Below are 20,981 nucleotides of genomic sequence, written 5' to 3'. Positions count from 1 at the left end.
CATGTCTCCATCATTCCCGATCGGTGCTGACGGTGTGGACAGAGTCGAGATACTCATGGTGGTTGTTCCTGAACTCGCCCTGCGAAGGCGGACTTGCTATGAACCGGTGGACTCAACTCACCCTGACACGCAGGGGATGGCCCCCGAGAAAGTCGCTCCCCTACGCGCAGAAGAACAACGTCAGGCGTGCACGATCGTCGGAGTGGATGACCTTGAGATCCTCGATTTCCCTGACGGACTTCTTGAGCCGAGTCTTGAACTGCGGCATGCGATCGCGAGGAAGCTCCGCCAATTCAAACCTGATGCCGTGATGGTGACGAACTGGGAGCTCAACATGCCATGGGGACTTAACCATGTCGACCATCGTGCCGCCGGCATCGCGACAGTCGATGCGATCAGAGATGCCGACAATCCATGGGTCTTCACCGACCTCAAGGATGAGGGTCTCAACGCATGGAAGGCCGACAAACTGTTGGTCAACGGTGCCGACGCCACACATGCCGTGCCCCTCGACGATGATCATGTCGATAGAGCCGTGCGCTCGTTGCAGGCTCATACCGTCTATCTTGAGGCGCTGCCCGACCATCCTGCACCTGCGGACATGATCCCGGGAATCACCTCGGAAGGCGGAACACGGGCAGGCGTGAAGTACGCGCTGCCCGTGCAGGTATTCGACATGTAGGACCCGGCACGACTGAGCGGTGACCGGCTCCGAGGCGCTCAGGCGCCGAGTGCCGCAACCGCCGAGTCGTAATCCGGTTCGGTCCCGATCTCGTCGACCAACTGCTTGTGGATGACGGTGCCCTTTTCGTCAAGGACGACGACGGAGCGAGCCAACAGTCCGGCCAGGGGGCCGTCGACCATCGTCATACCGAACTCCTTGCCGAAGGCGCTGCGGAAACCTGATGCGGCCACAACGTTCTCGATGCCTTCCGCGCCGCAGAAGCGGGCCTGAGCAAAGGGCAGGTCGTTGGACACACAGAGGACTGTGGTGTTGTCCAGGCTCGCGGCGAGTTCGTTGAACTTGCGCACCGAGGCGGCACAGACTCCGGTGTCCACGCTGGGGAAGATGTTGAGCACAACTCGCTTACCAGCTGTGTCGGCCGAGCTCACTTCACCGAGGTCGTTGCCCACAAGGCTGAATGCTGGTGCCTGTGCACCCTTTTCCGGGAGGTCACCTACGGTCTTGACCGGTGTGCCCTGGAATGCTGTCTTCGCCATGTTTCACTCTCACTTTCTGTCGTGATCACTGCTGTCAGTTACCACCCTACGTGAGAGGACGGACACGGGAATCGGTCGTTCAGATCCGACGTCGGCGGGCGATGAAGACCAATCCTGAACCGAGTGCGATGATGACTGCCGCGATCCCGAGCGTCGTGGCAAGTTCTGCACCGGTGCGTGGCAGGTCACCGCCGGCGTTCGCGTCCCCGCTGCCGTTGGAGGAGCTGCTGGTGGAAGAGTCCGAACCCTTGGCCGCAGCCGATGCGTTCGCAGCAGCCTCGTCGTTGGCATCGGAGTCATCCTTGGCACCAGCCGCGCCATCGTCGCCGTTGCCCTTGTCAGTGCCATCCACGGCGCCCGCGTTGCCACCGTCGGCCGTCCCGTCAGCTTCAGCCTCTGCCTGGGCGTTCGACGAATTCTCGTCATCGTCGCCGGGTTCCTGCGTGGTCGTGACGACCTTCCAGTTCTCGTCGTAGAAGGCCGTAGGGTCGACGACCTTGTTGTCTTTGACCCAGTCGATGAGGCTCTGGCGGACCTCGACCTGTTCGTTGTAGACCTCCTTCAGGTCACCGACCGGGTAGTCACCACCCCCGGACTGACGGTAGTTGTTGATCGCGAGGATGAATGTGTCATCATCACTGACAGTCTTCCCCTCTTTGTCGGTGAGGTTCTCGATTCGCTTGCCGACTGGTTTGGATACGTTGATGTCGTAGTCGATGCCTGAGAGCGCGTCGTAGTTGTAGTCGGGAATCGGGCGATCCAGGCCTTCGTCGATGGCGTTGGTTCCATTGACCGGGTCGAAGTCTGCCCCTTCTTCCGTCTGCTTGAAGTAACGAGCGGAGAACTCGAGGTAGTCCTTCAGCTGTGAACCGTTGATCTCGACGCCGCCGAGGGTGTTGTCGAAGACGTAGAGTCCTGCGACGTCGCGGATGGTGATGTCACCGGCGGGGAATTCGGCCGTACGACTGAATGGTGAAGCTTGCGAGATGACGGGAACGTCCTTGTACTTCGTGTCAGCCAATGCGGTTTCCACCGTCTCGGACTGCACCTTTGAAATGAAGTCGAGGATCGGGGTGTCCTCATAGTACGAGTTCGAAGCGCTCATGGTCTCGGTCACGGAGCCGATCTTCGTGTTGACGTAGTCCACGGTCTTCTTGTGCTGAGAGTCGATGATGTCTTTGATCTCGGGATCCTCGGCGACGTCGCCCTGAGTGGCCAGAGGTGTGGCTTCGGGGTCGACAGTCCCCCAGTCGATGCCCATGTCCTCGAGGTCGATAGGCAGATCCACATCGGAGACCGACCGCGCCCAGTAGTTGGGCTGAGTGATGAGGGCCTTCGTCCCGTCTTCGCGGGACACGACTTGGCTGGGCTCGTTCAGATGGGTGTGCCCGGCGACGAGCACGTCGACCCCGGGGACCTTCGCGACCGAGGTGCTGACGTTCTCCTGCAGCTTAGTTGGGTCCCAGGACTGGCCTTCGGGATCCTTGCCTGAGTGGGAGAGGACGACGACGATATCTGCACCGGCGTCTTTCATCTTCGGGACGTATTCCTTCGCAGTCTCCACCGGGTCATCGAGGTGGACCTTACCTGAGAGGTTGTTCTTGTCCCAGATGCGACTGCCGGGGGTCGTCACGCCCAGCACGCCGATGGTGATCTCCTGCCCGGAGACGTTCTTCTTCACGAGGGTGTAGGGATCAAGGTGGGTCTGACCGTCATCGTCATTGATGACGTTCGCGCCGAGGAGGGGGAAGTCGACTTGTTCCTTGTATTTGGCGAGCAGGTCGAGACCGTAGTTGAATTCGTGGTTGCCCACGACCTGCGCATCGTAGCCGACGTGGTTGTACGTCTTGGCCATCGGGTGCATCTCACCGGTCTCGGTGATGCGTTCCTGTTGCGCGTAGTAATAGGTCAGCGGGGTGCCCTGGATCGTGTCGCCGTTGTCGACAAGGAGCACAGAATCCTCACCTTTGGCCTCTTTGACTTCGTTGATCAGAGTGGAGGCTCGCGACATGCCCAGCTCTTCCCCGTCAGGGTAGGGCGCATTGGCGAAGTAGTCCCAGTTGAGGACGTGTCCGTGGACGTCGGTTGTCGCCAACAGGGTGAGTACACCCGTGCCTGCCGCCTTGTCATCCTCTGGTGGCCCGCTGCCCAGTCCCGTCGCCGAGGCGGCTGCTGGTCCTGCAACGATGAGCGTCAGAGCCAGTGTGGACGAGGCAAGGGTACGCAAGCGCATAAGTCTCCAGATATCGTTGTGATACAGATCTCCTACTCTAATCCGAAATACAACAATTCTGAGCAACTCCTGAGCAAAATATGCACAAACTATGTTGGCTCTATTGCTCGCCGAGGCTGTCCTTCACAGTCTTCGATGCGAACGCGGACTCGATGATGATGAGAACAACGACGATTGCTGCGCCGATGACGGCGAGGAGGATCGGCAGCCACACCGGGTCGATAGGAGCGAGCAGACCACCGGCGTCGCCAGCCGATTGCCACGGCCACAGGGCACGCAGAGACCCGAGCATCAGCCCTGCCATCGCCACCAGTGTCCACCACCGGTAGTTGTGAAGTAGGTAGCGCAGGATATTGACGAACACTGCCAGGCCGAGGAGCGCGCCGAGCCCGAACACGCCGATGTAGACGAGGTCACGGTCATTAACCGCTCTCAGCGTGGTGGCGTAGAGGCCGACTGCGAGGAGAAAGAACGATCCAGAGACTCCAGGAACGACAAGGGCACAGATGGCGATGGAGGCGACGAAGAAAACTGCGATGAGGGGCGGGTTCGAGACGTCGGATCCGCCAGCCAGGCTCGTCATCCAGAAGGCGAGTGCGGCGGCGGCGAGGAAGACTACGGCGCCGAGCAGCACTGGTTGGCCGGTGCGCGCGGGCAGCATGCGCAGCGGGACAGCGATGCTGGCCGCGACGAGGCCGAAGAACAGTCCCCGGGCGAGTTCCGGGTTGGCGGTGACGAAGGCTTCCATCACGCCGGCGATGCTGAAGACCGCTGTCGCCATTCCCAGAAGCACCGGGATGACGAGGAACCAGTCAGTGCGGCGCAGTTCGGCAACGGCACCCTTCCACCGATCGGGGCCGGTGATCACCGTCTTAGCAGCCTTGACGACATGCGCGGCGGAGTCGATGAGCTGGTCGTAGACGCCGGTCACGAGTGCGATCGTTCCACCGGAGACACCGGGGACGAGCTCGGCAGACCCGATTAGGAAGCCGCGCAGCAGGTCAAGGGGAATCAGCGTTTTGGAGCGGGAGGCTGCGCCATCGGCGGTCGCCTCTGAGTTGGAATTCGTCATAGTGTCTTCACCTTACGAGACACCGGTGCGGACATGAGCAGAAGGGTACCGCTGTCTCGGGGTTGGCCTCCTAGTCGCCGGTTGCTCCGTCGATGCTTTCGCGGATGAGGTCGGCGTGGCCGACGTGTCGGGCGTACTCCTCGATCATGTGGATGAGGACCCATCGCACGTTGAATCGATCGCCTGAGGAGGGTTCACGTGCGACAAGGGTGTCCAGGTCGTCGATGTCGGCAAGAATCTGTCTTGAGCGCTCACATGCCTTGGCGTGAAGGGTGAGGAGATACTCGGGCGAGTCGTTTGCCGCACTCTCGAAATCCCAATCGCGATCGGTCTCCCAGTCGATGGCTGCCCAAGGATCTGATAGCTCCTGGCCCAAGATGTCCTCGACGAACCAAGACTCTTCGACCAGGCTGAGGTGTTTGATGATTCCGCCCAGGGTCAGCGTCGATGCAGCGACGCTTCGGCTCAGTGCAGCTTGGTCGAGTCCGCTGACTTTTCTGCGCATCACCTCGCGGTAGTAGTCAAGGAACTCCTCCACTCCCTGACGTTCGCCCGGTGCTTCGGTTGGCTCGGCCAGTTCGGCTGACTCGTCTGGTGGGAGGCTCATGTCAAACGCTCGCTTTCCTCTGTGGGTGTTTTCCGGCCGATGTCGAAGACATTGCCTTCGGGGTCCCTCAACGTCGTCCATTCGATGCCGAACTCGGTAAAGGATGCGACCTTCTCGGCCCCCAACGCCACCGCACGGTCGACATCGGCCGGATAGTTCGGGTCATCGAGATCGATGTGCAGTGGGTTCTTGCCTTCCCCACGTTCGTCGACCTGCAGGAAGAGCATGCCTGGGGTTGTTGATTCCCCGTTGTGGACTCCGCCGATGCTCGCGACGAATTCGTCCGCCCCATCGTCGAGATCTGCGTTGAGGAGTTCAGCCCAGAAGACCGATTGGGTTTCAACATCGAGGCAGTCGAATGTGATGCTCAGCGAGGACAGGGACGCCATGGTTGGTGGTCCTTTCGTGATGAGGTCTGTTTGACCTCACACTCTAGACGCAGGCTATGACGCGGTGTGGGTTCCCTGACACAATTCGGGCTTCAGCTGCGTGGCTGCCTGGCCAGTTGCCGGGACTGAGCGACCAGCCGCCCGGCGGAGTCCCAGAGTTCGCAGTCTTCTTCGAACATGCCACCGGCGATATTGCGCGTGTACAGCTTTGCCTTGATCCAGCCTGGGGCTGGCACCGAGCGCAGGTGAGCTGTCAGCTCCATGGTCGGGGCCCAGTTGAAGCGGCCCAGGTCGAACATGACAGGTGGGAATGCGTCTAGAAATGCCAAGAGCGACAATGCATCCGGCTCCGTCCCGTCGGCCAGACGGATCCACCCCTGCAGCAGACCGCGTCCGCTGGGTCGACCAACTGCGAAGCCAGCGGTCTCGGGATCGAGCCTCATATCGTAGCGTTTGACCAAGGGAGCGGATTCGACGAAGTCTCCGGGCGCCTCGGCGATGCTGATGCACTGTTCCGGGTCCGGCAGCTCTGGTGGGACCGCAGTCGTTTCTACATCGTCGGGCAGACTGCCCAGACTGCCCATTGTCGCTAATGCGGTGATCTTAGGTGCATTGTTCTGCGCCATATCCACGGCGAAGGTGGCACTGGATCGGCCTTCGTGGATCAGGCGTGTGGTGATGTCGGCTCGGCCTCCCCGGCTGGGGCCCAGATAGTAGGTGGAGAGCACCAAAGGGTCGGGAGAGTTCGGACTGTTGCTGCGCAGAGCCTGAGCGGCAATGCTGAGGAGATATCCCCCGTTGACTGCTCCGGCTACACTCCACTCCCCGTCGAGTTCAGCGCTGAAGCTGGTCTCGGACTGACGTTCGACAGCGATGGCGGAGGCGAATTCACTGAGTCGCGTTTCGTTCACATTCGTTTGGCTCATGTGACTCACATTATCAAGAACTGAACAAACGTCCGGTCAGTGATGTCGGTTGACGTGCCGTTCGTTGCCGCGGCGGTAGTTGCCGGTGGCCCGAGCAAGCAGCTGCTGGTCGGAATCATTGCTGACGCCGAGCTTTGGAATCAAAGCAGACGCCTTCTTGCCACCGAGCTCCATCACAGTTCGACCGCTGCGGGTAATGACGAGCATTCCGGATTTCGTGATGCGGTAGTCGAACGGATCGCCTTCGAGGCCCACTGCCAACACTCCTCTGCCCTCATCTATCCGGTTAGCCTGGTGACCATGAGCATATCCCTGTCACGCCTCGATCCCAACGGTGCCGATCGTTCCGGCCTCATCGAATTCTTCACCAGCAACGACTTCCCGTTCCACGTTCACGCCGAGCCTTGGACTGTTGCTAAGGCAGTGGAAGTCATCGGTTCTGGCGTTCTTCGCAATCAAGAGAATGAAGCATTCTGGCTTCGCCATGACACCTTGGGCGTCATTGGCTATGTCCGCCTGGAAGATCTTACCGATGACACACCCATGTTCGATCTGCGTTTGGGCAAGGAGTTTCGCGGACGAGGTCTTGGCATCGCGTGTCTGCGCGCTGTCACGGATCATGTATTCACGACCCTGAACGTCGATCGGTTCGAAGGTCATACTCGCGATGACAACATTGCTATGCGGTCCACCTTCGTTCGGGCGGGCTGGTCGAAGGAAGCACACTATCGACGAGCCTGGCCCGTACGAGGTCAGGCTCCCAGAGACTCGGTCGCCTACGCCATTCTGCGCGAGGAATGGGAGTCTGGGTCATCGGTCGATGTCCATTGGCACGATCTCCCAATGTTCACTCCCCATGTCGAGGAAGACGTCGAATTCACGTCGAACTCTGTATCTGAGGCCACAGAACTTGTCGATCTATATCGTTCGGTGGGCTGGACGGCATACACACAGAACCCGGTCACCCTGCGCTCGAGCGTGCTGTCCTCGGCTCATGTCGTTTCCGCTCGGCTTAATGGCGAGCTAATCGGCTTGGCGCGCGTCGTCAGTGATTTCGCTTCGATCGTCTACCTACAGGATGTGCTCGTCCACCCTAACCACCATCGCCGAGGTGTCGGTCGGCAACTCGTCACCCGTGTCCTCGCTCCGTTTGGGGCAGTCCGGCAGAAGGTCCTGCTCACGGATACCGATCCCGGACAGACGGCGTTCTACGATTCCTTGGGATTCGCCGAAGCATCCGCGGCCGGCAGGTCAGACGTCCGCGGATTTGTGAAGTTGTGACCTGAAGCTGTGGCTATAAGAAGAACACCCCTGGTCCGAAGACCAGGGGTGTTCTTGTGTGAACCCTCAAACGATCATTGGCTGATCGGGTGAGCTATGTTCAGTTCTTCTTGTTCCGACGCATGGTCAGGACTACTGCGGCTCCACCGACAACGAGGAGTCCAGCACCGGCAGCAAGGCCGGTCAGTTCAGCACCGGTGCGAGGCAGATCGGATCCACCGTCACCACCGTCACCGTCATCGCTTCCGCCGCCGTTGCCATCTTCATCGGCAACTACGGTGAACGAGCCGGCAAGTGCCTTTTCATCATCCGTGTCGTTGGCTCCGGTCACCTGCACGTCGTACTTGCCCAGATAGGCCGAAGGATCAGTTGCGTTGGTTCCGTAGATCGAGAAAGCGGCGACGCCGTTTTCGTTCGCGGTCTCGTCGAGGGTGATGCCCTCAACATTTTCCGGACCGGCGACTACCTCGAGAGAGACGTTTTCGCCCTCTTCGAAGCCCTCGACCGTGATCTGCACGCCCTTGTCCTTCTTCACGAAGTCAGAAGCCGCAACTTCCTTAGGCTCGATGGAGATCTTGCGCTCGGCCGGAGCCTCGCCGTCCTTCGATCCGTCGGAATCAGAGTTGGATTCTGCATTCTTAGCGTCTGCAGCTGCACCAGCGTCCGAGTCGGCGCCTGCATCAGATTCTGCACCCGAATCCGCATCAGCGGTTGCACCGTCAGTATCGGCGTCTGCTTCTTCAGCGGCAGCTTCCACGGTCACGGTGAACTCAGTTGGGTCCGAAGTTCCGGCATCAGTGGTCGCGGTAGCAGTGTATGCGTACTCGCCAGCTTCTGAAGGAGCTTCAGCGGTGAAGTTTCCGTCGGCGTCAGCCGTGACAGTCACAGTGCCTTCTGCTGCAGCCTGAGCCTGGTTCGACGACTGTTCGCCGTTGGCGGCGACAGGCTTCCAACCTAGCTTCACCTTGGCGTTGGCTTCGGTCTTGCCGGTGATCTGGCCGCCTTCGTCAACCTTCTGGTCGTCGACGACTGGCGCTTCAGGTGCTTCCGGAGCATCGGAGTCGGCGTTTGCGTCCTTGCCGTCGGCCCCAGCGTCAGCCTCTGCGTCCTTGGCGTCTGCGTCAGCTGCAGCTGATGCGTCAGCGTCTTTGCCGTCGGCACCAGCATCTGAGTCAGCGTCCTTCGCGTCGGCACCAGCGTCTGAGCCAGCGTCCTTCGCGTCGGCACCAGCGTCAGCATTTGCATCGTCGTCGCCTGGAGGCTCTTCGTTCGGATCAGTCAGCTGGAAGTCGATTCCGGACTGCTCCAGCGAGTAGTCAAGGTCAGCAACCCAGCCCCACATGAAGGTCTCGCCACCGACGGTAACGGGGTCAGGGACGCCACCCGAAATGACTCCCACAGCCGTATTGCCCTGGAACACTCCACCTCCGGAGTCACCAGGCATAGAGAAGTCGTTTCCGACTGCTGAGGTCACACCAAAGCCATGAACCCAGCGGTCACCAACGGTCTGATAGTCAAAAGGCCATAGCTCGTCAGCGGCAACTTCACCACTCGTCAGACCAGTGGTGCGTCCCGACTTTTGGACTGCTCCGGAAGTGTGAGCACCGACCTCTGTGATTTGAGTCGTTGACCCTGAAAGGTCATTGGTCGAAGCGGACTGCCAATCAGTAATCTCAGGCTTGACATTGTATTTATCACCGACGTTGATGACAGCAAAGTCGATGTCGTCTTCGTTCGCCTCGTCAGGGTTATCCGGGTCAGTCGCGACGCTCCCGAATTTGTTGAAGCCCCATTCGCCCAACGGTCCGATGTTCTGAAGATCGTATCCGCCCTCCTCGTAGTCCCCGGTGACTGCGGGGGCTGTTGAAGGCAGTTCAGAGTCCAGTGGGGTGACAAGATTGCCTGGAGCGTCGTCCTCTGCACAGTGTCCCGCAGTAAGGACGAGCTTCTTGCCGTCTGCGTCCCAACCGGCAAATCCAGTCGAGCACGCGCCCAGGAAGCCTGGCTGGCTGGGAATTTCAGACAGGTAGCCCATGCCGCCAACTGCGTCATTCTTCGCGTAAGGCTCGGCGGCTTTCATTCCGGAGACTACTTCGACGCTTTCAGCGCCGTACTTCTTCTTGAGATCCTTGATCTCCTTCGAATTAACGTCAGCCTCTCCCTCAACACCGAGGTGGAGAGTCTTAGTCTTCTCATCGAAGCCAAAGGCGTTGACGACGTCAACGTTCTTGGCAGCCTTCACAGCCTGCTGCTCAGTCAGGACTTGCTGAGGGCCGGCTGCAGCTGGGCCTGCGACGAACGCGCCGCCCAATCCGAGTGCCGCAGCGGCGGTCAGTGCCAGCGAACTCTGCACGAGTTTCTTCTGCATAAATTTCCGTTTCTCTTATCAGGAGCTTGCAACATCACAAGTTGATGACCTTGGTCACGGTAAGGTTACGGGCTGCATACAGCGACTACCAAGAAAGTACCCCTCAAGCTGTGAACTAAATGAACGAAACAACAGGCGTTGCCAAAATGATTTCCTATCGCTTTCGACACACCCGTTGTACCCACACAAACACAGAGTGCCCCTGGTCCGAAGACCAGGGGCACTCGCGTGAGCTCTCAGACGATCATCTGCTGATCGTGTGAGTCAATTCAGTTCTTCTTGTTCCGACGCATGGTCAGAGCAACTGCGGCTCCACCGACAACGAGGAGTCCAGCACCGGCAGCAAGGCCGGTCAGTTCAGCACCGGTGCGAGGCAGATCGGATCCGCCATCTCCACCGTCACCGTCATCGCCGTCGTCCTTGTTGCCATTGTCGCCGTCATCGCTTCCGCCGCCGCCGTTGCCGTCTTCGTCTGCAACAACGTTGAACGAACCGGCAAGAGCCTTCTCATCATCCGTGTCGTTGGCACCGGTGACATCTACGTCGTACTTGCCGAGGTAGACCGAAGGATCGGTCTCGCTCGTGCCGTAGATCGAGAAGGCAGCAGCACCGTTCTCGTTCGCGGTCTCGTCGAGGGTGATGCCTTCGACATTCTCAGGACCGGAGGCGACCTTAAGAGTCACCTTCTCGCCCTCGTCGAAGCCCTTGACCGTCACGGTCACGCCCTTGTCTTCCTTCACAAAGTCAGAAGCGACGATCTCTTTGGGGTCAACGTTGATCTCACGCTCGACTGGTGCAGGAGTCTCGGACTCGTCTTCCTCTACAGTCACCTCGAACTCGGTGGTCTTAGATTCCTGACCATCGACAGTCGCGGTAGCTGAGAAAGCGTATGTACCTTCAGCCGTGGGCCCTTCGATCTCGAAGTTTCCATCCTTGTCGGCCTTGACCTTCTCGGATCCGTCTTCAGCTGCCTGGGTACCCTTGGCTGCTTCCCACTTGACCTCAACTTCGGCGCCAGCCTTAGCCTTACCTGTCACATCACCCTTGGGCTCAATGGTCTGGTCTTCGGCCTTGGGAGCGGCAGGTGCCTCAGGGGGCTCTTCGCTCGGCTTTTCGACATGGAAGTCGGTGTCGGACTCCTCCAGGGAGTGATCGAGGTCAGCAACCCAAGTGAACGAGGTGGTGGGGTCGAGGTCTCCGCCACCGGAGATGACACCGACTGCGGTGTCGCCCTGGAACACTCCGCCACCGGAGTCGCCCGGCTGAGAGAAGGGCTTGTCGATCGGTGCGGTGACACCGAATCCGTGAACCCAACGTCCGCCGACGTTCTGGTAATCGAAGTCGTAGTCCTTGCGGGGCAGAACTTCGCCTTCCGTCAGGCCGGTCGTGCGGCCGGACTTCTCGATGGAGCTGTCTTTGTGAGCTCCGACCTTGGCGATGTCGGATGTGGACTTCGACAGGTCCTCGGAGTCAGCGCTCTTCCAGTCGGTGACACCGCTCTTGGCCTGGTACTTGTCCTTGTCGACATTGATGACAGCGAAGTCGATGTCGGATTCGCTAGGCTCTGGCCACTTCTTCTCGTCGTCACCCTTGAGGAGGTCACCGCCGAAGTTGGTGAAGCCCCACTTGCCGATGACTCCGTTGCCGGACTGCTTGAAGCCTTCGCCGCCGTTCGCAGGAGCGCTCGAAGGCTGCTCGGTCTCATTGACCGTGGTCTTGCCGTCGAACTCGTTGGTCTCTTCGTTGATGATCTGGGCGCAGTGACCAGCGGTGAGGACGATCGGGTTGCCATCGCCGTCCCAACCGGAGAAACCGGTCGAGCATGCTCCGCCGGCCTCGCCGGCCTTGAGCAGGTAGCCGGCTCCGCCGACGAGATCGTTCTTTGCGTAAGGTTCGAGTTCCTGAACGCCGGTCGTGACCTTGACGTTGTCGAACTTCTTTTCGAGATCTTTGATCTCGTCGGTCTTCTTCTCAACACCGAGGTTGAGCTTTCCGTCCTCAGAACCGTAGGCGTTGACGCCTTCGATGTCGGATAGTGCCTTCTGCACCTGTGCGTCGCTCTGCACATCCAGCTTCTGCGGGGCGTCGGACGCCATGGCAGGGGATGCGACGAACGCACTGCCGAGACCGAGCGCCGCTGCGGCGGTCAGTGCCAGCGAACTCTGAACGAGTTTCTTCTGCATACTCTTGGGTTCCCTTGATCGGATTCATGTTGTGTCTGCCTGTGCTCTCTTCGTCCCGCACCTGAAGAATCGTGAGGACGTTTCTGAGAACAGTCTTTCAACCACGTGAAAGGTTACGGTTTGGCAACGATGCGAAGCAACCACAATGCGTGTTGCTGGTGAACACAACTTACAAAAGCTGAATCTGTACCCTGTCTGCGGAGTTCTCCATGGACCTGTCAAGGCAGGCCGTTATGATCGGTGCATGCTCAACCTCACTGCAATCAGACCTCCAGCTGCGTTCGGTCGTGTCATGGGAATCGCGGTGCTCGGCCTCGTACTGCCCCTCGCCGCGTGCGGGACTGGCTCCGAACCCAGCGAACCGACCAGCTCTGCGTCCACGGAATCCAATTCGCCCACTGACTCGGCCGATGCCGATGCGCTCGACCCCACCGGGAAGTGGACGTCTCCAGAGACCGGAGATCCGTTCCTCGAGTTCACCGAGGACGGACAGGTGAAGGGATCCGATGGCTGCAACGCGATCAAGACGACGTGGGAAGTCGACGGGGACAAGGTCCTCATCACCTCCTTCACTTCGACCCAGAAAGCCTGTGCAGGCGTGGATCCATGGCTGTCCAAGGCCGCATCGGCAACCATCGAAGGAAACGTCATGAAGGTCGCCGATGCCAGCGGCAAGGTCGTCGGCGGACTGGAGAAGGAGAAGAAATGACGCAGCAGATCAACGGTAAGTGGGTCAGCACCAAGGAAGGATCCTCCGCGTTCCTCCAGTTCGACGAGGATGGAACGTTGACCGGCAGCGATGGTGGAAACCGAATCGCAACCACATGGGGTGCGGAAGACCCAGGAGCGGTCATCAAGCCCTTCGCCACCACCCAGCGCGCCGTCATGGGCATGGAGGCCTGGGTGGGGCGCGTTCACCGCGTTGAGGCCGAAGGCGACCTGCTCACCGTCTTCGATCATGGCGGCAACCACCTCGGCGAACTGGTCAGGGACACCGGTTCGATCGAACCCGACGAAGGACATTAAATGGCCGGCGGTCTGTTTGCTCTCCTCGACGATGTGGCGGCACTCGTCAAGCTCTCGGCGGCCAGCCTCGATGATGTTGCCGCGGGCGCATCCCGTGCAGGAGTCAAGGCCGCAGGCGTCGTCGTCGACGACGCGGCAGTGACACCGAAGTTCGTCGAAGGGGTCGATCCCAAACGGGAGCTGCCGATCATCCAGCGCATCGCCATCGGCTCGCTGATCAACAAGGTCGTCATCATCCTGCCGGTCATCCTGCTGCTCAGCGAATTCCTGCCGTGGCTGCTGACTCCGCTTCTGATGGTGGGCGGTACCTACCTGTGCTTTGAAGGTGCGGAGAAGATCTTTGAGAAGTTCGGGTGGATCCAACACCACGAAGAGCCGAAGAAGGAATCCAAACACGGCAAAAAGGACGATGCCAACGCCGAGAAGAAGATCGTCCGCTCAGCCATCACCACTGACTTCGTGCTCAGTTGCGAGATCATGGTCATCGCCCTCAACGAGGTGACAAGCGAAGCTCTACTCCCCCGAGCCATCATCCTCCTGCTTGTAGCTCTGGCGATCACCGTCGGCGTCTACGGTGCTGTCGGCCTCATCGTGAAGATGGACGACATCGGTCTGAACATGGCCCAGAAGGACAAACCGGGCACACAGAAGACGGGCCGGTTCCTCGTCAAGGCGATGCCCAAGCTGCTGGGCGGGCTCTCAGTCATCGGCACCTTCGCCATGCTGTGGGTCGGCGGACATATCATCCTCGTCGGCACAGACGAACTCGGCCTCCACGTCTTCTACGACTTCGTCCACCACCTCGAAGAGCCCGTGGCCATGATCCCGGTCGTTGGCGGATTCCTCGGCTGGTTGGTCAACACCTTCTTCTCGCTCATCCTCGGTGCCGTTTGGGGAGCCATCGTGGCAGGAATCGCCGTCGGCATCACTGCACTGATGAAGTCCGGGCACAACGACGGCAAGGAGCCCTCCGTCCGGGACACGAAGACGAACGATGCGAAGACAAACGAAGCGAAGTCTATTGCGGACCCGGTCTCACTTGCCAATCACGGGGCAGGACCTAAGCCGAACTACGCGCCCGGCCAGGCCAAAGACGCCTCGGACAGTTGAGTCCTATTTCTCCAGCACGTCTTCGATACTGCTGGCATTGAGAGTCAGCGGTCGGCGAAGGTCTTCTTCGGCTTGCCGGGAACGATCATGGGTGCACCGGTGATGGGGTCGTCGATGACGGTGCAGTCGATGCCGAAAACCTGATGCACCAGCTCTGTCGTGATGATCTCCGCTGGTGCTCCCTGGGCGACGATCGCGCCGTTCTTCATCGCGATGATCTCATCGGCGTAGCGGCAGGCCTGGTTGAGGTCATGAAGGACTGCCACGAGGGTGTGCCCGTGTTCGTTGTTGAGCTGCGAGAACAGATCGAGCAGCTCGATCTGGAAGGCAAGGTCAAGGAACGTCGTGGGCTCATCGAGGAGCATCAACGGCGTCTCCTGCGCCAGGACCATCGCCACCCATACCCGTTGCCGCTGGCCTCCGGAGAGTTCGTCGACCTGGCGCGCGGAGAGCTCTTCGGTGTTCGTTGCACGCAGGGCCGAGAGCACAGCGACTTCGTCCTGATCGGTCCACTGTTTGAGGAACGACTGGTGCGGGTGACGTCCGCGGGCCACGAGTTCCCCGACAGTGATGCCGTCAGGGGCAATCGATGCCTGCGGGAGCAGCCCCAATCGTTTGGCAATCTGCTTCGTCTTCAGCTTTGCGATGTTTCCACCGTCGAGGAGCACCGTGCCTTTCGCCGGCGTCATCAGTCGTGCCAGTGCCCGCAGCAGGGTGGACTTGCCGCAGGCATTGGGTCCGACGATGACGGTGAATTTGCCGGGTGCGATCTCGACGTCGAGGTCGGCGATGACTTGGCGATGGTCATAGGCGAGGTCGAGATTCTGGGCTGCCAGCGGCGCCTGGGTCGAGGTCGCCTTATCAGTCATAACAGCCTTATCAGTCGTGTCGGATGAGATGCTCATTGTGCCTTCCGAGCTTCTTGGATGAGGAGCCAGATCAGGTAGATGCCGCCGATGCACACGGTGACGACTCCGACGGGAAGTTGGGTCTCGCCCAGGGCATGCTGGGCGATGAGGTCGGCAGCGACGAGCAGAAGTGCTCCGACCGCCGCAGCTGAGAGCAGGCTGGTGCCCTGGGATTTCGCGATTCTGCGTCCGATCTGCGGGGCGGCAAGTGCGACGAAGGCGATCGGTCCTGCGGCGGCGGTGACGACGGCGACGAGAGCTACGGCCACCAGGATGAGACCGGCACGGACCGGTTCATTGCGCACGCCGAGCGCCTTGGCGGTGTCATCGCCGAGCTCCAGGGTTCCCAGACCACGGGAGAAGAGACCACACCCCAGCCCCAACAGCGCCGTGCCGATGGCGGCCGGCAGCAGGGTCGACCAGCCCATGCCGTTGAGTGTGCCAGCACCCCAAGTGGCTGCGGCCATGGCGAGGTCGAGATCTGCCCGCATGATCAGCCAGGTGTTGAAGGCGTTGAGCATGGCGGTCAGTGCGATGCCGACGATGATGAGTCGGAATCCTTGGACGCCGCCCTTCCACGTCAGGAGGTAGACCACGATGGCGGTGAGGAGTCCGCCGATGATCGCGCCGAAGGCGGTGGAGATGAAGCTGGAGCCGAAGACGATGATGGTGACGATGCCGCCGGTGTAGGCACCGGTGGAGAAGCCGATGATGTCGGGGCTGCCCAGCGGGTTGCGGGTCAGTGATTGGAAGACCGCGCCCGAGATGCCCAGGCCGGCACCGAGGACGATTCCGGCGATGATGCGCGGTGCCCGCCATTCGGCGACGACGGTGTTGACGATGCGTCTGTCGGCCTGGCCGAACAGCCCCTGGAAGACTTCGCCGGGGGTCAGTGAGAATTCGCCGAGCAGCAGTCCCAGGAATCCGCAGCCCAGGGCCAGGAGAGTGACGATGCCGGCTATGACGACGACGCGCAGATCGATGCGGAAGCCGAAGGCTCGCAGCATGGGGCGGCCGAAGTTGATCCGCTCCCCCGGCAGAACGCGGTGTCCTGGAACGAGCACAGGGGCGTCACCGATCGGTGAGTTCGATGTCTTCACAGTCCGCTCGCCTTCTTTCTGCGAACGAGGGCGATGAGTACCGGCGCGCCGACGAAGGCGGTGACGACGCCGACCTGGAGTTCACCCGGTTTCATCACCACGCGTCCGAGCACATCGGAGACGAGGAGCAGGATGGGCGAGAGGATGACGGAGTAGCTGAGGATCCATCTCTGGTCGGGACCGACGATCCAACGGGCGATATGGGGAATCATGAGTCCGATGAAGCCGATGGGCCCGGCAGCAGCGGTGGCGCCGCCGGCGAGGAGAGTGACGGCGAGAATGGTGATGATGCGGGTGCGATTGACCGAGGTGCCGAGGCTGGCAGCCAGATCGTCACCGAGTGCCACCGCGTTGAGCGAGTGGGCCAAGAACAGTGCGAGGACGATGCCGCCGATGATGAATGGGGCGACCGCGTAGACCGTGTCCAATCCGCGGCCGGCGATGGCGCCGACGTCCCAGGCGCGGAAGGCGTCGAAGGCGCGTTCGTTCGTGAGCAGGATGCCTTTGGTCAGTCCGGTCAGCACAGCGGCGACCGCGACTCCGGCCAAGGTCAGGCGGATCGGGTCCACACTGTGGTTTCGGCCGGAGGAACCGATGATGTACACGCCTGTCGTGGCCAGGAGCGCGCCGAGGAAGGCGAACCAGATGTAGCCGTTGATCGAAGTGACTCCGAAGAATCCGATGCCGATGGCCACCGCGAAGGAGGCTCCGGCATTGACGCCGAGGATGCCCGGATCGGCCAGGGGGTTGCGAGTCAGTGCCTGAATGAGCCCGCCTGCCACCCCCAGACCCATGCCGACGAGGATTCCGAGCACGGTCCGCGGGAAACGCAGTTCGAGGACGACGAGCTGGTCGTCGCTGCCGCTGGGCTTGAAGAACGCCCCAAGGACCTCCGAGACCGGCATATCGCGGGTGCCGATGGCCAGTGAAGCCAGCACCACGACCACCAAAGCCAGAATCGCCACGACGAGGCCGAGAGTCCTCTTGACCTTGAGCGCTCGGCTCGCCTTCTGACCGGTGACCTCAGAGTGCTTCGCCGAGGCGGTGGTGGCGAGACTGGTCATCGGAGGGTTCCTTAGTATCGACTAATTAAGGGCAGGCTAACCACAATCTAGTCGAAAATGTCGGCTCATCCAAACGATTTGCCGGTCACTGATCTGTGATCTTGCCGATCCTTTCCGATGTCTGCCGCTGGATCCGGGAGAGCATACCGCTCATCCCGCGCAGCCGCAGCGGGCTCACCAGATCCGTCATCGACAGACGCAAGGGCAGGTCGGACGGGATGGACAGGACAACCTCGGCGGTCTGGTCATTGAGCCCTTCGTGAAGAATCCCGGCGAAGCCACGCGTCGTCGGCGCCTCGGGAGGTGCCGAGAAATGCAGCTTCACGATTGCCGAGTCACCCTGCTCGGGGTTCTCGACCTCGGTGACGAGGAAGATCGGTGACTGGCATTCGGGCACCGGTTCGAGCAGTTCGGGGTGATCGGTGTAGCGCGGTGGCAGCTCGGGCAGCTCAGAAGCGAACTCGAGCAGCAGCTGCAGCCGGTCGCCGGATTCGGTGTCTGCGAAGTCAGTGACGATTTCGGCCAGGCTCTCCGGCAGGTCCGAGGTATCTGGGGTGTCTGTGTCGGCAGCCATCAGCTGGTCGGCACCTCGCCGGCTTCTGAGCCGGTGACGATGGGAACGCCGACGACGTTGCCCCACTCGGTCCAGGAACCGTCGTAGTTGCGGACGTTGGTGTAGCCGAGCAGATGCTGGAGAACGAACCAGGTGTGGCTGGAGCGTTCGCCGATGCGGCAGTAGGCGATGACTTCGTCGGCGGTGCCGAGTCCGGCTTCATCGGTGTAGATGGCCTTGAGCTCCTCGGCCGATCTGAAGGTGCCGTCTTCGTTTGCGGCCTTCGCCCAGGGCACCGATGCTGCGGTGGGGATGTGTCCTCCGCGCAGTGCGCCCTCTTCGGGGTAGGCGGGCATATGAGTGCGCTCTCCGCTGTATTCTTCGGGACTGCGGACATCGATGAGGGGACGTTTGCCCAGGCTGTCCCTGACCTCGGGCAGGAAGGCACGCAGGGTGGCATCATCACGGTCGACGACCGGGTATTCGGTTGGCTCCGGGCGTGGCTTCACCGTGGTCAGTTCGCGCTCTTCGGCTTGCCACTTGGAGCGGCCGCCGTCCATGAGGCGGACATCTTCGTGTCCGAACAGCGAGAAGACCCACAGGGCGTAGGCGGCCCACCAGTTGGATTTGTCGCCATAGAAGACGATCGTGTCCTCTCGTGAGATGCCCTTGGCGGACATGAGGGCGGCGAAGCCTTCACCGTCAACATAGTCCCGGGTCACCCTGTCGTTGAGTTCGGTGTGCCAGTCGACCTTCACCGCGCCGGGGATGTGCCCGGCCTCATAGAGGAGGACGTCCTCATCGCTTTCGACGATGACCAGTCCGGGTTCACCGGCATGTTCGGCCACCCATTCGGTGCTGACCAGGCGTGAACCGTCTGCGTATTCGGCGAATTTGACCGTGGAATCGGCCGGGATCGCTGTGCTCACTCGTTCCTCCTCGTGAAGATTGTGATCTTGTGGTTCATGGTGCGTCTGTGTGGCTCAACGCCACTGTCCACCAGCATATTCCTCTTCAGCAGTGACCGATCTCGGGGTGTCGCAGGTGAGATCAAAGCCTCACAAGTCAGACGGGAGGCTGCTGGCGGGTTTCGTGAGTCAGCTGCGTGCGAAGAATGTCTGCAGGGACGAGATGAACGTCTGTGGCTTCTCGGAGTGGACCCAGTGGCCCGAGCCTTTGACAGTGAGCAGGATTGTGCGCGGGAAGAGGGAGCGCATGAGCGGCAGGTCGTCACGGGAGACGTAGTCCGATCTCTCGCCGGCGATCCACAGCACGGGACCGTCGAAGGTGGCCTCCCCCATGTCGGGGAAGTCACCGATCTCAGGCAGGCTCTCATGCAGCAGGGTCAGATTGGGCTGCCAGGCATATCCGGCCGAGGTGGTGCGCAGGTTCTGCAGCAGAAATCCTCGGATCGTGTCCTCGGGGATCTTCTCCTGCAGAGCGTCGTTGGCAGCCGTGCGGGACTCGATCTGGTGAAGGTCGAGTTCGGCCAGGCTTGAGAGCAGGTGTTCGAACACTCCGAGCGACCCGCCCGCGGTGGGTGCGATGTCCACGACGACGAGGCGGTCGATGAGCTGCGGGTGACGCAGCGCCAGGACCATGGCGACCTTGCCGCCCAGGGAATGACCGACCAGGCGCACGGGCAGGTCATCGGGATCGGTCACCTCGGCGATCTTTGCGGCGATGGAGTCGGCCATGTCCACGTAGCTGAAGTCCTCGGTCCAGTCCGAATCACCGTGGTTGGGCAGGTCGACGAGCAGGCTCGAGTAGTCGGGCTCGAGGGCCTTGGCGTTCGAGGTGAAGTTCTTGCCGCGGCCGAAGAGACCGTGGAGGAACACGATGCGGGCACCGGTGGTGCCGATGAGTCTGGTGGCGATGTCTCTCACGCCATCAGCCTACCCGGGACGTCTCACCGGGTCATTTGCTGCTGGTGACCGTGTCTTCCAGGGCCTGCAATGACCGGTCGAGGTAGTCGGGGCTGACGACGGGGAAGCCGCCGAACTCGTCTCGTATCTTTCGTGTTGTGCGTGACCAGTCATAGGTCAGTGACACCTTTGTCCCGGTATCTGTCTCTTCAAGGTCATAACGCCACCGCCAGCCGCCGGGGTCGACCTGTCCGTTCTCATCGGCTTGGCCCGGGTCCCAGGCGATCGCGTGATCGGGTTCGAACGTGGTCACGGTGTTGTCAATCCTGTAGTCACCATTCTCCTCATCGAAGTGCATATTCATGGAGAAGATCTGTCCGGTGGCCGTGATCGGCTTCGGATCGACGGCATCGCGCACCCAGTCGGTGGGTTCGGTGTCCCGGTGTCGGGTCGGATCACGCAGCACTGCGAAGATCGAGTGGGCGGGGGCCTCGATGGTGCGTGTGCGGATGATGTGTTCGTTGGGGTATTTCGCGGCTTCAGGCATGTGATCAGCCTATTCACCGGGTTTCGGCTTGGGAAGAGATACTCGAAGGTAGGCTGAACCCATGCACTTCTCCGATTACGACACACGACTTGCCGGGTACGCGGTGATCGTCAACGACGATAAGGAAATCCTGCTCAGCTGGTTCAACGGCGGCAGTGAACCGGCCCATGCACTGTGGACTCTGCCCGGCGGTGGGATCGAGTTCCACGAAAGCATCGACACCGGAACGATCCGTGAGATCAAAGAGGAGACGGGCTTCGATGCCGAGCTCGTCCGCCCTCTCACGACCCACACCTTCACGGAGAATCGCAGCAATGCCTCCCGTCGCAGGTCGACTCCGCGTCCGTTCAAGGGAGTGCGGGTCGTCTACGAGGCTCGCATCACGGGCGGTACCCTGGGCACGCTCGAGATCGATGGCACGACGGATCGGGCGGAATGGCTGGCCATCGATTCGCTGGCCGACGTGCGCCACGCCCGCATCATCGACATCGGTCTTGATGCGTGGCGTGGCGCAGTGTGAGTGTGGGG

The 20,981-nt window shown here is 60.9% G+C and carries 22 protein-coding genes; 6 read left to right on the top strand and 16 right to left on the bottom strand.

Features of this window, described 5'->3' with window-relative positions; genetic code table 11:
- The first annotated feature begins 1 nt into the window (after nucleotide 1).
- The gene (locus BSP239C_RS01810) at nucleotides 2-682 is read left to right on the top strand and encodes a PIG-L deacetylase family protein (protein ID WP_101569883.1); all 681 of its coding nucleotides are present in this window, start codon (nucleotides 2-4) and stop codon (nucleotides 680-682) included.
- Nucleotides 683-720: 38 nt separating this feature from the next.
- Here BSP239C_RS01810 and tpx read toward each other — a convergent pair whose 3' ends face one another.
- The 7 genes from tpx to BSP239C_RS01775 form a co-directional block, all read right to left on the bottom strand.
- Nucleotides 721-1,221: a thiol peroxidase gene (gene tpx / locus BSP239C_RS01805; protein ID WP_101569882.1), complete on the bottom strand. Its 501-nt coding sequence runs from the start codon at nucleotides 1,219-1,221 to the stop codon at nucleotides 721-723.
- Nucleotides 1,222-1,300: 79 nt separating this feature from the next.
- Nucleotides 1,301-3,454 (bottom strand): 5'-nucleotidase C-terminal domain-containing protein, encoded by a 2,154-nt coding sequence (locus BSP239C_RS01800; RefSeq protein WP_101569881.1) that lies wholly within the window; start codon nucleotides 3,452-3,454, stop codon nucleotides 1,301-1,303.
- A gap of 100 nt (nucleotides 3,455-3,554) precedes the next feature.
- Nucleotides 3,555-4,526, bottom strand: a complete 972-nt coding sequence (locus BSP239C_RS01795; RefSeq protein ID WP_101569880.1) for a DUF368 domain-containing protein — start codon at nucleotides 4,524-4,526, stop codon at nucleotides 3,555-3,557.
- A gap of 70 nt (nucleotides 4,527-4,596) precedes the next feature.
- On the bottom strand, nucleotides 4,597-5,133 hold the full coding sequence (locus BSP239C_RS01790; protein ID WP_101569879.1) for a DinB family protein: 537 nt from the start codon (nucleotides 5,131-5,133) through the stop codon (nucleotides 4,597-4,599).
- Entirely contained in the window at nucleotides 5,130-5,522 is a 393-nt protein-coding gene (locus tag BSP239C_RS01785; RefSeq protein WP_101569878.1) for a VOC family protein, read from the bottom strand. The genes BSP239C_RS01790 and BSP239C_RS01785 overlap by 4 nt, the downstream gene beginning before the upstream one ends.
- A gap of 92 nt (nucleotides 5,523-5,614) precedes the next feature.
- On the bottom strand, nucleotides 5,615-6,448 hold the full coding sequence (locus BSP239C_RS01780; RefSeq protein ID WP_101569877.1) for a thioesterase family protein: 834 nt from the start codon (nucleotides 6,446-6,448) through the stop codon (nucleotides 5,615-5,617).
- A gap of 36 nt (nucleotides 6,449-6,484) precedes the next feature.
- On the bottom strand, nucleotides 6,485-6,703 hold the full coding sequence (locus tag BSP239C_RS01775; RefSeq protein WP_101569876.1) for a hypothetical protein: 219 nt from the start codon (nucleotides 6,701-6,703) through the stop codon (nucleotides 6,485-6,487).
- A gap of 45 nt (nucleotides 6,704-6,748) precedes the next feature.
- Here BSP239C_RS01775 and BSP239C_RS21260 point away from each other — a divergent pair, with 45 nt between their 5' ends.
- A complete protein-coding gene (locus BSP239C_RS21260; RefSeq protein ID WP_308298050.1) occupies nucleotides 6,749-7,729 on the top strand; it encodes a GNAT family N-acetyltransferase in 981 nt (326 codons plus the stop codon).
- A 100-nt stretch (nucleotides 7,730-7,829) separates the two neighbouring features.
- Here the strand turns inward: BSP239C_RS21260 and BSP239C_RS01760 are convergent, their stop codons facing one another.
- Both BSP239C_RS01760 and BSP239C_RS01755 read right to left on the bottom strand, forming a co-directional pair.
- Nucleotides 7,830-10,097 carry an LPXTG cell wall anchor domain-containing protein gene (locus BSP239C_RS01760; RefSeq protein ID WP_101569875.1) on the bottom strand — a complete coding sequence of 756 codons (2,268 nt, stop codon included), beginning with the start codon at nucleotides 10,095-10,097 and terminating at the stop codon, nucleotides 7,830-7,832.
- A 269-nt stretch (nucleotides 10,098-10,366) separates the two neighbouring features.
- Nucleotides 10,367-12,280, bottom strand: coding sequence for an LPXTG cell wall anchor domain-containing protein (locus BSP239C_RS01755; protein ID WP_101569874.1), 1,914 nt, complete (start codon nucleotides 12,278-12,280; stop codon nucleotides 10,367-10,369).
- Between the two features lie 244 nt (nucleotides 12,281-12,524).
- On the opposite strand from BSP239C_RS01755, the gene BSP239C_RS01750 reads away from it, so the two are divergent.
- The 3 genes from BSP239C_RS01750 to BSP239C_RS01740 are packed head-to-tail and all read left to right on the top strand — an operon-like array spanning nucleotide 12,525 to nucleotide 14,416.
- Nucleotides 12,525-12,989: an META domain-containing protein gene (locus BSP239C_RS01750; protein WP_101569873.1), complete on the top strand. Its 465-nt coding sequence runs from the start codon at nucleotides 12,525-12,527 to the stop codon at nucleotides 12,987-12,989.
- Nucleotides 12,986-13,306: an META domain-containing protein gene (locus tag BSP239C_RS01745; RefSeq protein ID WP_101569872.1), complete on the top strand. Its 321-nt coding sequence runs from the start codon at nucleotides 12,986-12,988 to the stop codon at nucleotides 13,304-13,306. The genes BSP239C_RS01750 and BSP239C_RS01745 overlap by 4 nt, the downstream gene beginning before the upstream one ends.
- Nucleotides 13,307-14,416, top strand: a complete 1,110-nt coding sequence (locus BSP239C_RS01740) for a DUF808 domain-containing protein (protein WP_101569871.1) — start codon at nucleotides 13,307-13,309, stop codon at nucleotides 14,414-14,416.
- A gap of 44 nt (nucleotides 14,417-14,460) precedes the next feature.
- Here BSP239C_RS01740 and BSP239C_RS01735 read toward each other — a convergent pair whose 3' ends face one another.
- From BSP239C_RS01735 to BSP239C_RS01705, 7 genes are all read right to left on the bottom strand, one after another.
- A complete protein-coding gene (locus BSP239C_RS01735; protein WP_101569921.1) occupies nucleotides 14,461-15,285 on the bottom strand; it encodes an ABC transporter ATP-binding protein in 825 nt (274 codons plus the stop codon).
- A 32-nt stretch (nucleotides 15,286-15,317) separates the two neighbouring features.
- On the bottom strand, nucleotides 15,318-16,424 hold the full coding sequence (locus BSP239C_RS01730; protein ID WP_101569870.1) for an iron chelate uptake ABC transporter family permease subunit: 1,107 nt from the start codon (nucleotides 16,422-16,424) through the stop codon (nucleotides 15,318-15,320).
- The gene (locus BSP239C_RS01725) at nucleotides 16,421-17,488 is read right to left on the bottom strand and encodes an iron ABC transporter permease (RefSeq protein ID WP_180958880.1); all 1,068 of its coding nucleotides are present in this window, start codon (nucleotides 17,486-17,488) and stop codon (nucleotides 16,421-16,423) included. Before BSP239C_RS01725 ends, BSP239C_RS01730 begins: the two co-directional genes overlap by 4 nt.
- Nucleotides 17,489-17,573: 85 nt before the next feature.
- On the bottom strand, nucleotides 17,574-18,062 hold the full coding sequence (locus tag BSP239C_RS01720; RefSeq protein ID WP_101569869.1) for a SufE family protein: 489 nt from the start codon (nucleotides 18,060-18,062) through the stop codon (nucleotides 17,574-17,576).
- A complete protein-coding gene (locus BSP239C_RS01715; protein ID WP_180958879.1) occupies nucleotides 18,062-18,970 on the bottom strand; it encodes a sulfurtransferase in 909 nt (302 codons plus the stop codon). The genes BSP239C_RS01720 and BSP239C_RS01715 overlap by 1 nt, the downstream gene beginning before the upstream one ends.
- A 168-nt stretch (nucleotides 18,971-19,138) precedes the next feature.
- On the bottom strand, nucleotides 19,139-19,927 hold the full coding sequence (locus BSP239C_RS01710; RefSeq protein WP_101569868.1) for an alpha/beta fold hydrolase: 789 nt from the start codon (nucleotides 19,925-19,927) through the stop codon (nucleotides 19,139-19,141).
- Nucleotides 19,928-19,958: 31 nt separating this feature from the next.
- Nucleotides 19,959-20,453: an SRPBCC domain-containing protein gene (locus BSP239C_RS01705; protein WP_101569867.1), complete on the bottom strand. Its 495-nt coding sequence runs from the start codon at nucleotides 20,451-20,453 to the stop codon at nucleotides 19,959-19,961.
- Between the two features lie 61 nt (nucleotides 20,454-20,514).
- On the opposite strand from BSP239C_RS01705, the gene BSP239C_RS01700 reads away from it, so the two are divergent.
- Complete coding sequence (locus tag BSP239C_RS01700) at nucleotides 20,515-20,973, top strand: NUDIX hydrolase (protein ID WP_101569866.1); 459 nt, start codon at nucleotides 20,515-20,517, stop codon at nucleotides 20,971-20,973.
- The last annotated feature ends 8 nt before the right edge of the window (nucleotides 20,974-20,981 follow it).

Source organism: Brevibacterium sp. 239c, from assembly GCF_900169365.1.
In the GTDB taxonomy this organism is placed as follows: domain Bacteria; phylum Actinomycetota; class Actinomycetes; order Actinomycetales; family Brevibacteriaceae; genus Brevibacterium.
Note: the sequence above shows the minus strand (reverse complement) of the source record. Positions and strands in the feature narration are given on the sequence as shown.

What these genes read in the sequence shown, in the direction of transcription:
- BSP239C_RS01810 (WP_101569883.1), top strand. Translation starts at nt 2, where the DNA reads ATGTCTCCATCATTCCCGATCGGTGCTGACGGTGTGGACAGAGTCGAG.
- tpx (WP_101569882.1), bottom strand. Translation starts at nt 1,221, where the DNA reads ATGGCGAAGACAGCATTCCAGGGCACACCGGTCAAGACCGTAGGTGAC.
- BSP239C_RS01800 (WP_101569881.1), bottom strand. Translation starts at nt 3,454, where the DNA reads ATGCGCTTGCGTACCCTTGCCTCGTCCACACTGGCTCTGACGCTCATC.
- BSP239C_RS01795 (WP_101569880.1), bottom strand. Translation starts at nt 4,526, where the DNA reads ATGACGAATTCCAACTCAGAGGCGACCGCCGATGGCGCAGCCTCCCGC.
- BSP239C_RS01790 (WP_101569879.1), bottom strand. Translation starts at nt 5,133, where the DNA reads ATGAGCCTCCCACCAGACGAGTCAGCCGAACTGGCCGAGCCAACCGAA.
- BSP239C_RS01785 (WP_101569878.1), bottom strand. Translation starts at nt 5,522, where the DNA reads ATGGCGTCCCTGTCCTCGCTGAGCATCACATTCGACTGCCTCGATGTT.
- BSP239C_RS01780 (WP_101569877.1), bottom strand. Translation starts at nt 6,448, where the DNA reads ATGAGCCAAACGAATGTGAACGAAACGCGACTCAGTGAATTCGCCTCC.
- BSP239C_RS21260 (WP_308298050.1), top strand. Translation starts at nt 6,749, where the DNA reads ATGAGCATATCCCTGTCACGCCTCGATCCCAACGGTGCCGATCGTTCC.
- BSP239C_RS01760 (WP_101569875.1), bottom strand. Translation starts at nt 10,097, where the DNA reads ATGCAGAAGAAACTCGTGCAGAGTTCGCTGGCACTGACCGCCGCTGCG.
- BSP239C_RS01755 (WP_101569874.1), bottom strand. Translation starts at nt 12,280, where the DNA reads ATGCAGAAGAAACTCGTTCAGAGTTCGCTGGCACTGACCGCCGCAGCG.
- BSP239C_RS01750 (WP_101569873.1), top strand. Translation starts at nt 12,525, where the DNA reads ATGCTCAACCTCACTGCAATCAGACCTCCAGCTGCGTTCGGTCGTGTC.
- BSP239C_RS01745 (WP_101569872.1), top strand. Translation starts at nt 12,986, where the DNA reads ATGACGCAGCAGATCAACGGTAAGTGGGTCAGCACCAAGGAAGGATCC.
- BSP239C_RS01740 (WP_101569871.1), top strand. Translation starts at nt 13,307, where the DNA reads ATGGCCGGCGGTCTGTTTGCTCTCCTCGACGATGTGGCGGCACTCGTC.
- BSP239C_RS01735 (WP_101569921.1), bottom strand. Translation starts at nt 15,285, where the DNA reads ATGACTGATAAGGCGACCTCGACCCAGGCGCCGCTGGCAGCCCAGAAT.
- BSP239C_RS01725 (WP_180958880.1), bottom strand. Translation starts at nt 17,488, where the DNA reads ATGACCAGTCTCGCCACCACCGCCTCGGCGAAGCACTCTGAGGTCACC.
- BSP239C_RS01720 (WP_101569869.1), bottom strand. Translation starts at nt 18,062, where the DNA reads ATGGCTGCCGACACAGACACCCCAGATACCTCGGACCTGCCGGAGAGC.
- BSP239C_RS01705 (WP_101569867.1), bottom strand. Translation starts at nt 20,453, where the DNA reads ATGCCTGAAGCCGCGAAATACCCCAACGAACACATCATCCGCACACGC.
- BSP239C_RS01700 (WP_101569866.1), top strand. Translation starts at nt 20,515, where the DNA reads ATGCACTTCTCCGATTACGACACACGACTTGCCGGGTACGCGGTGATC.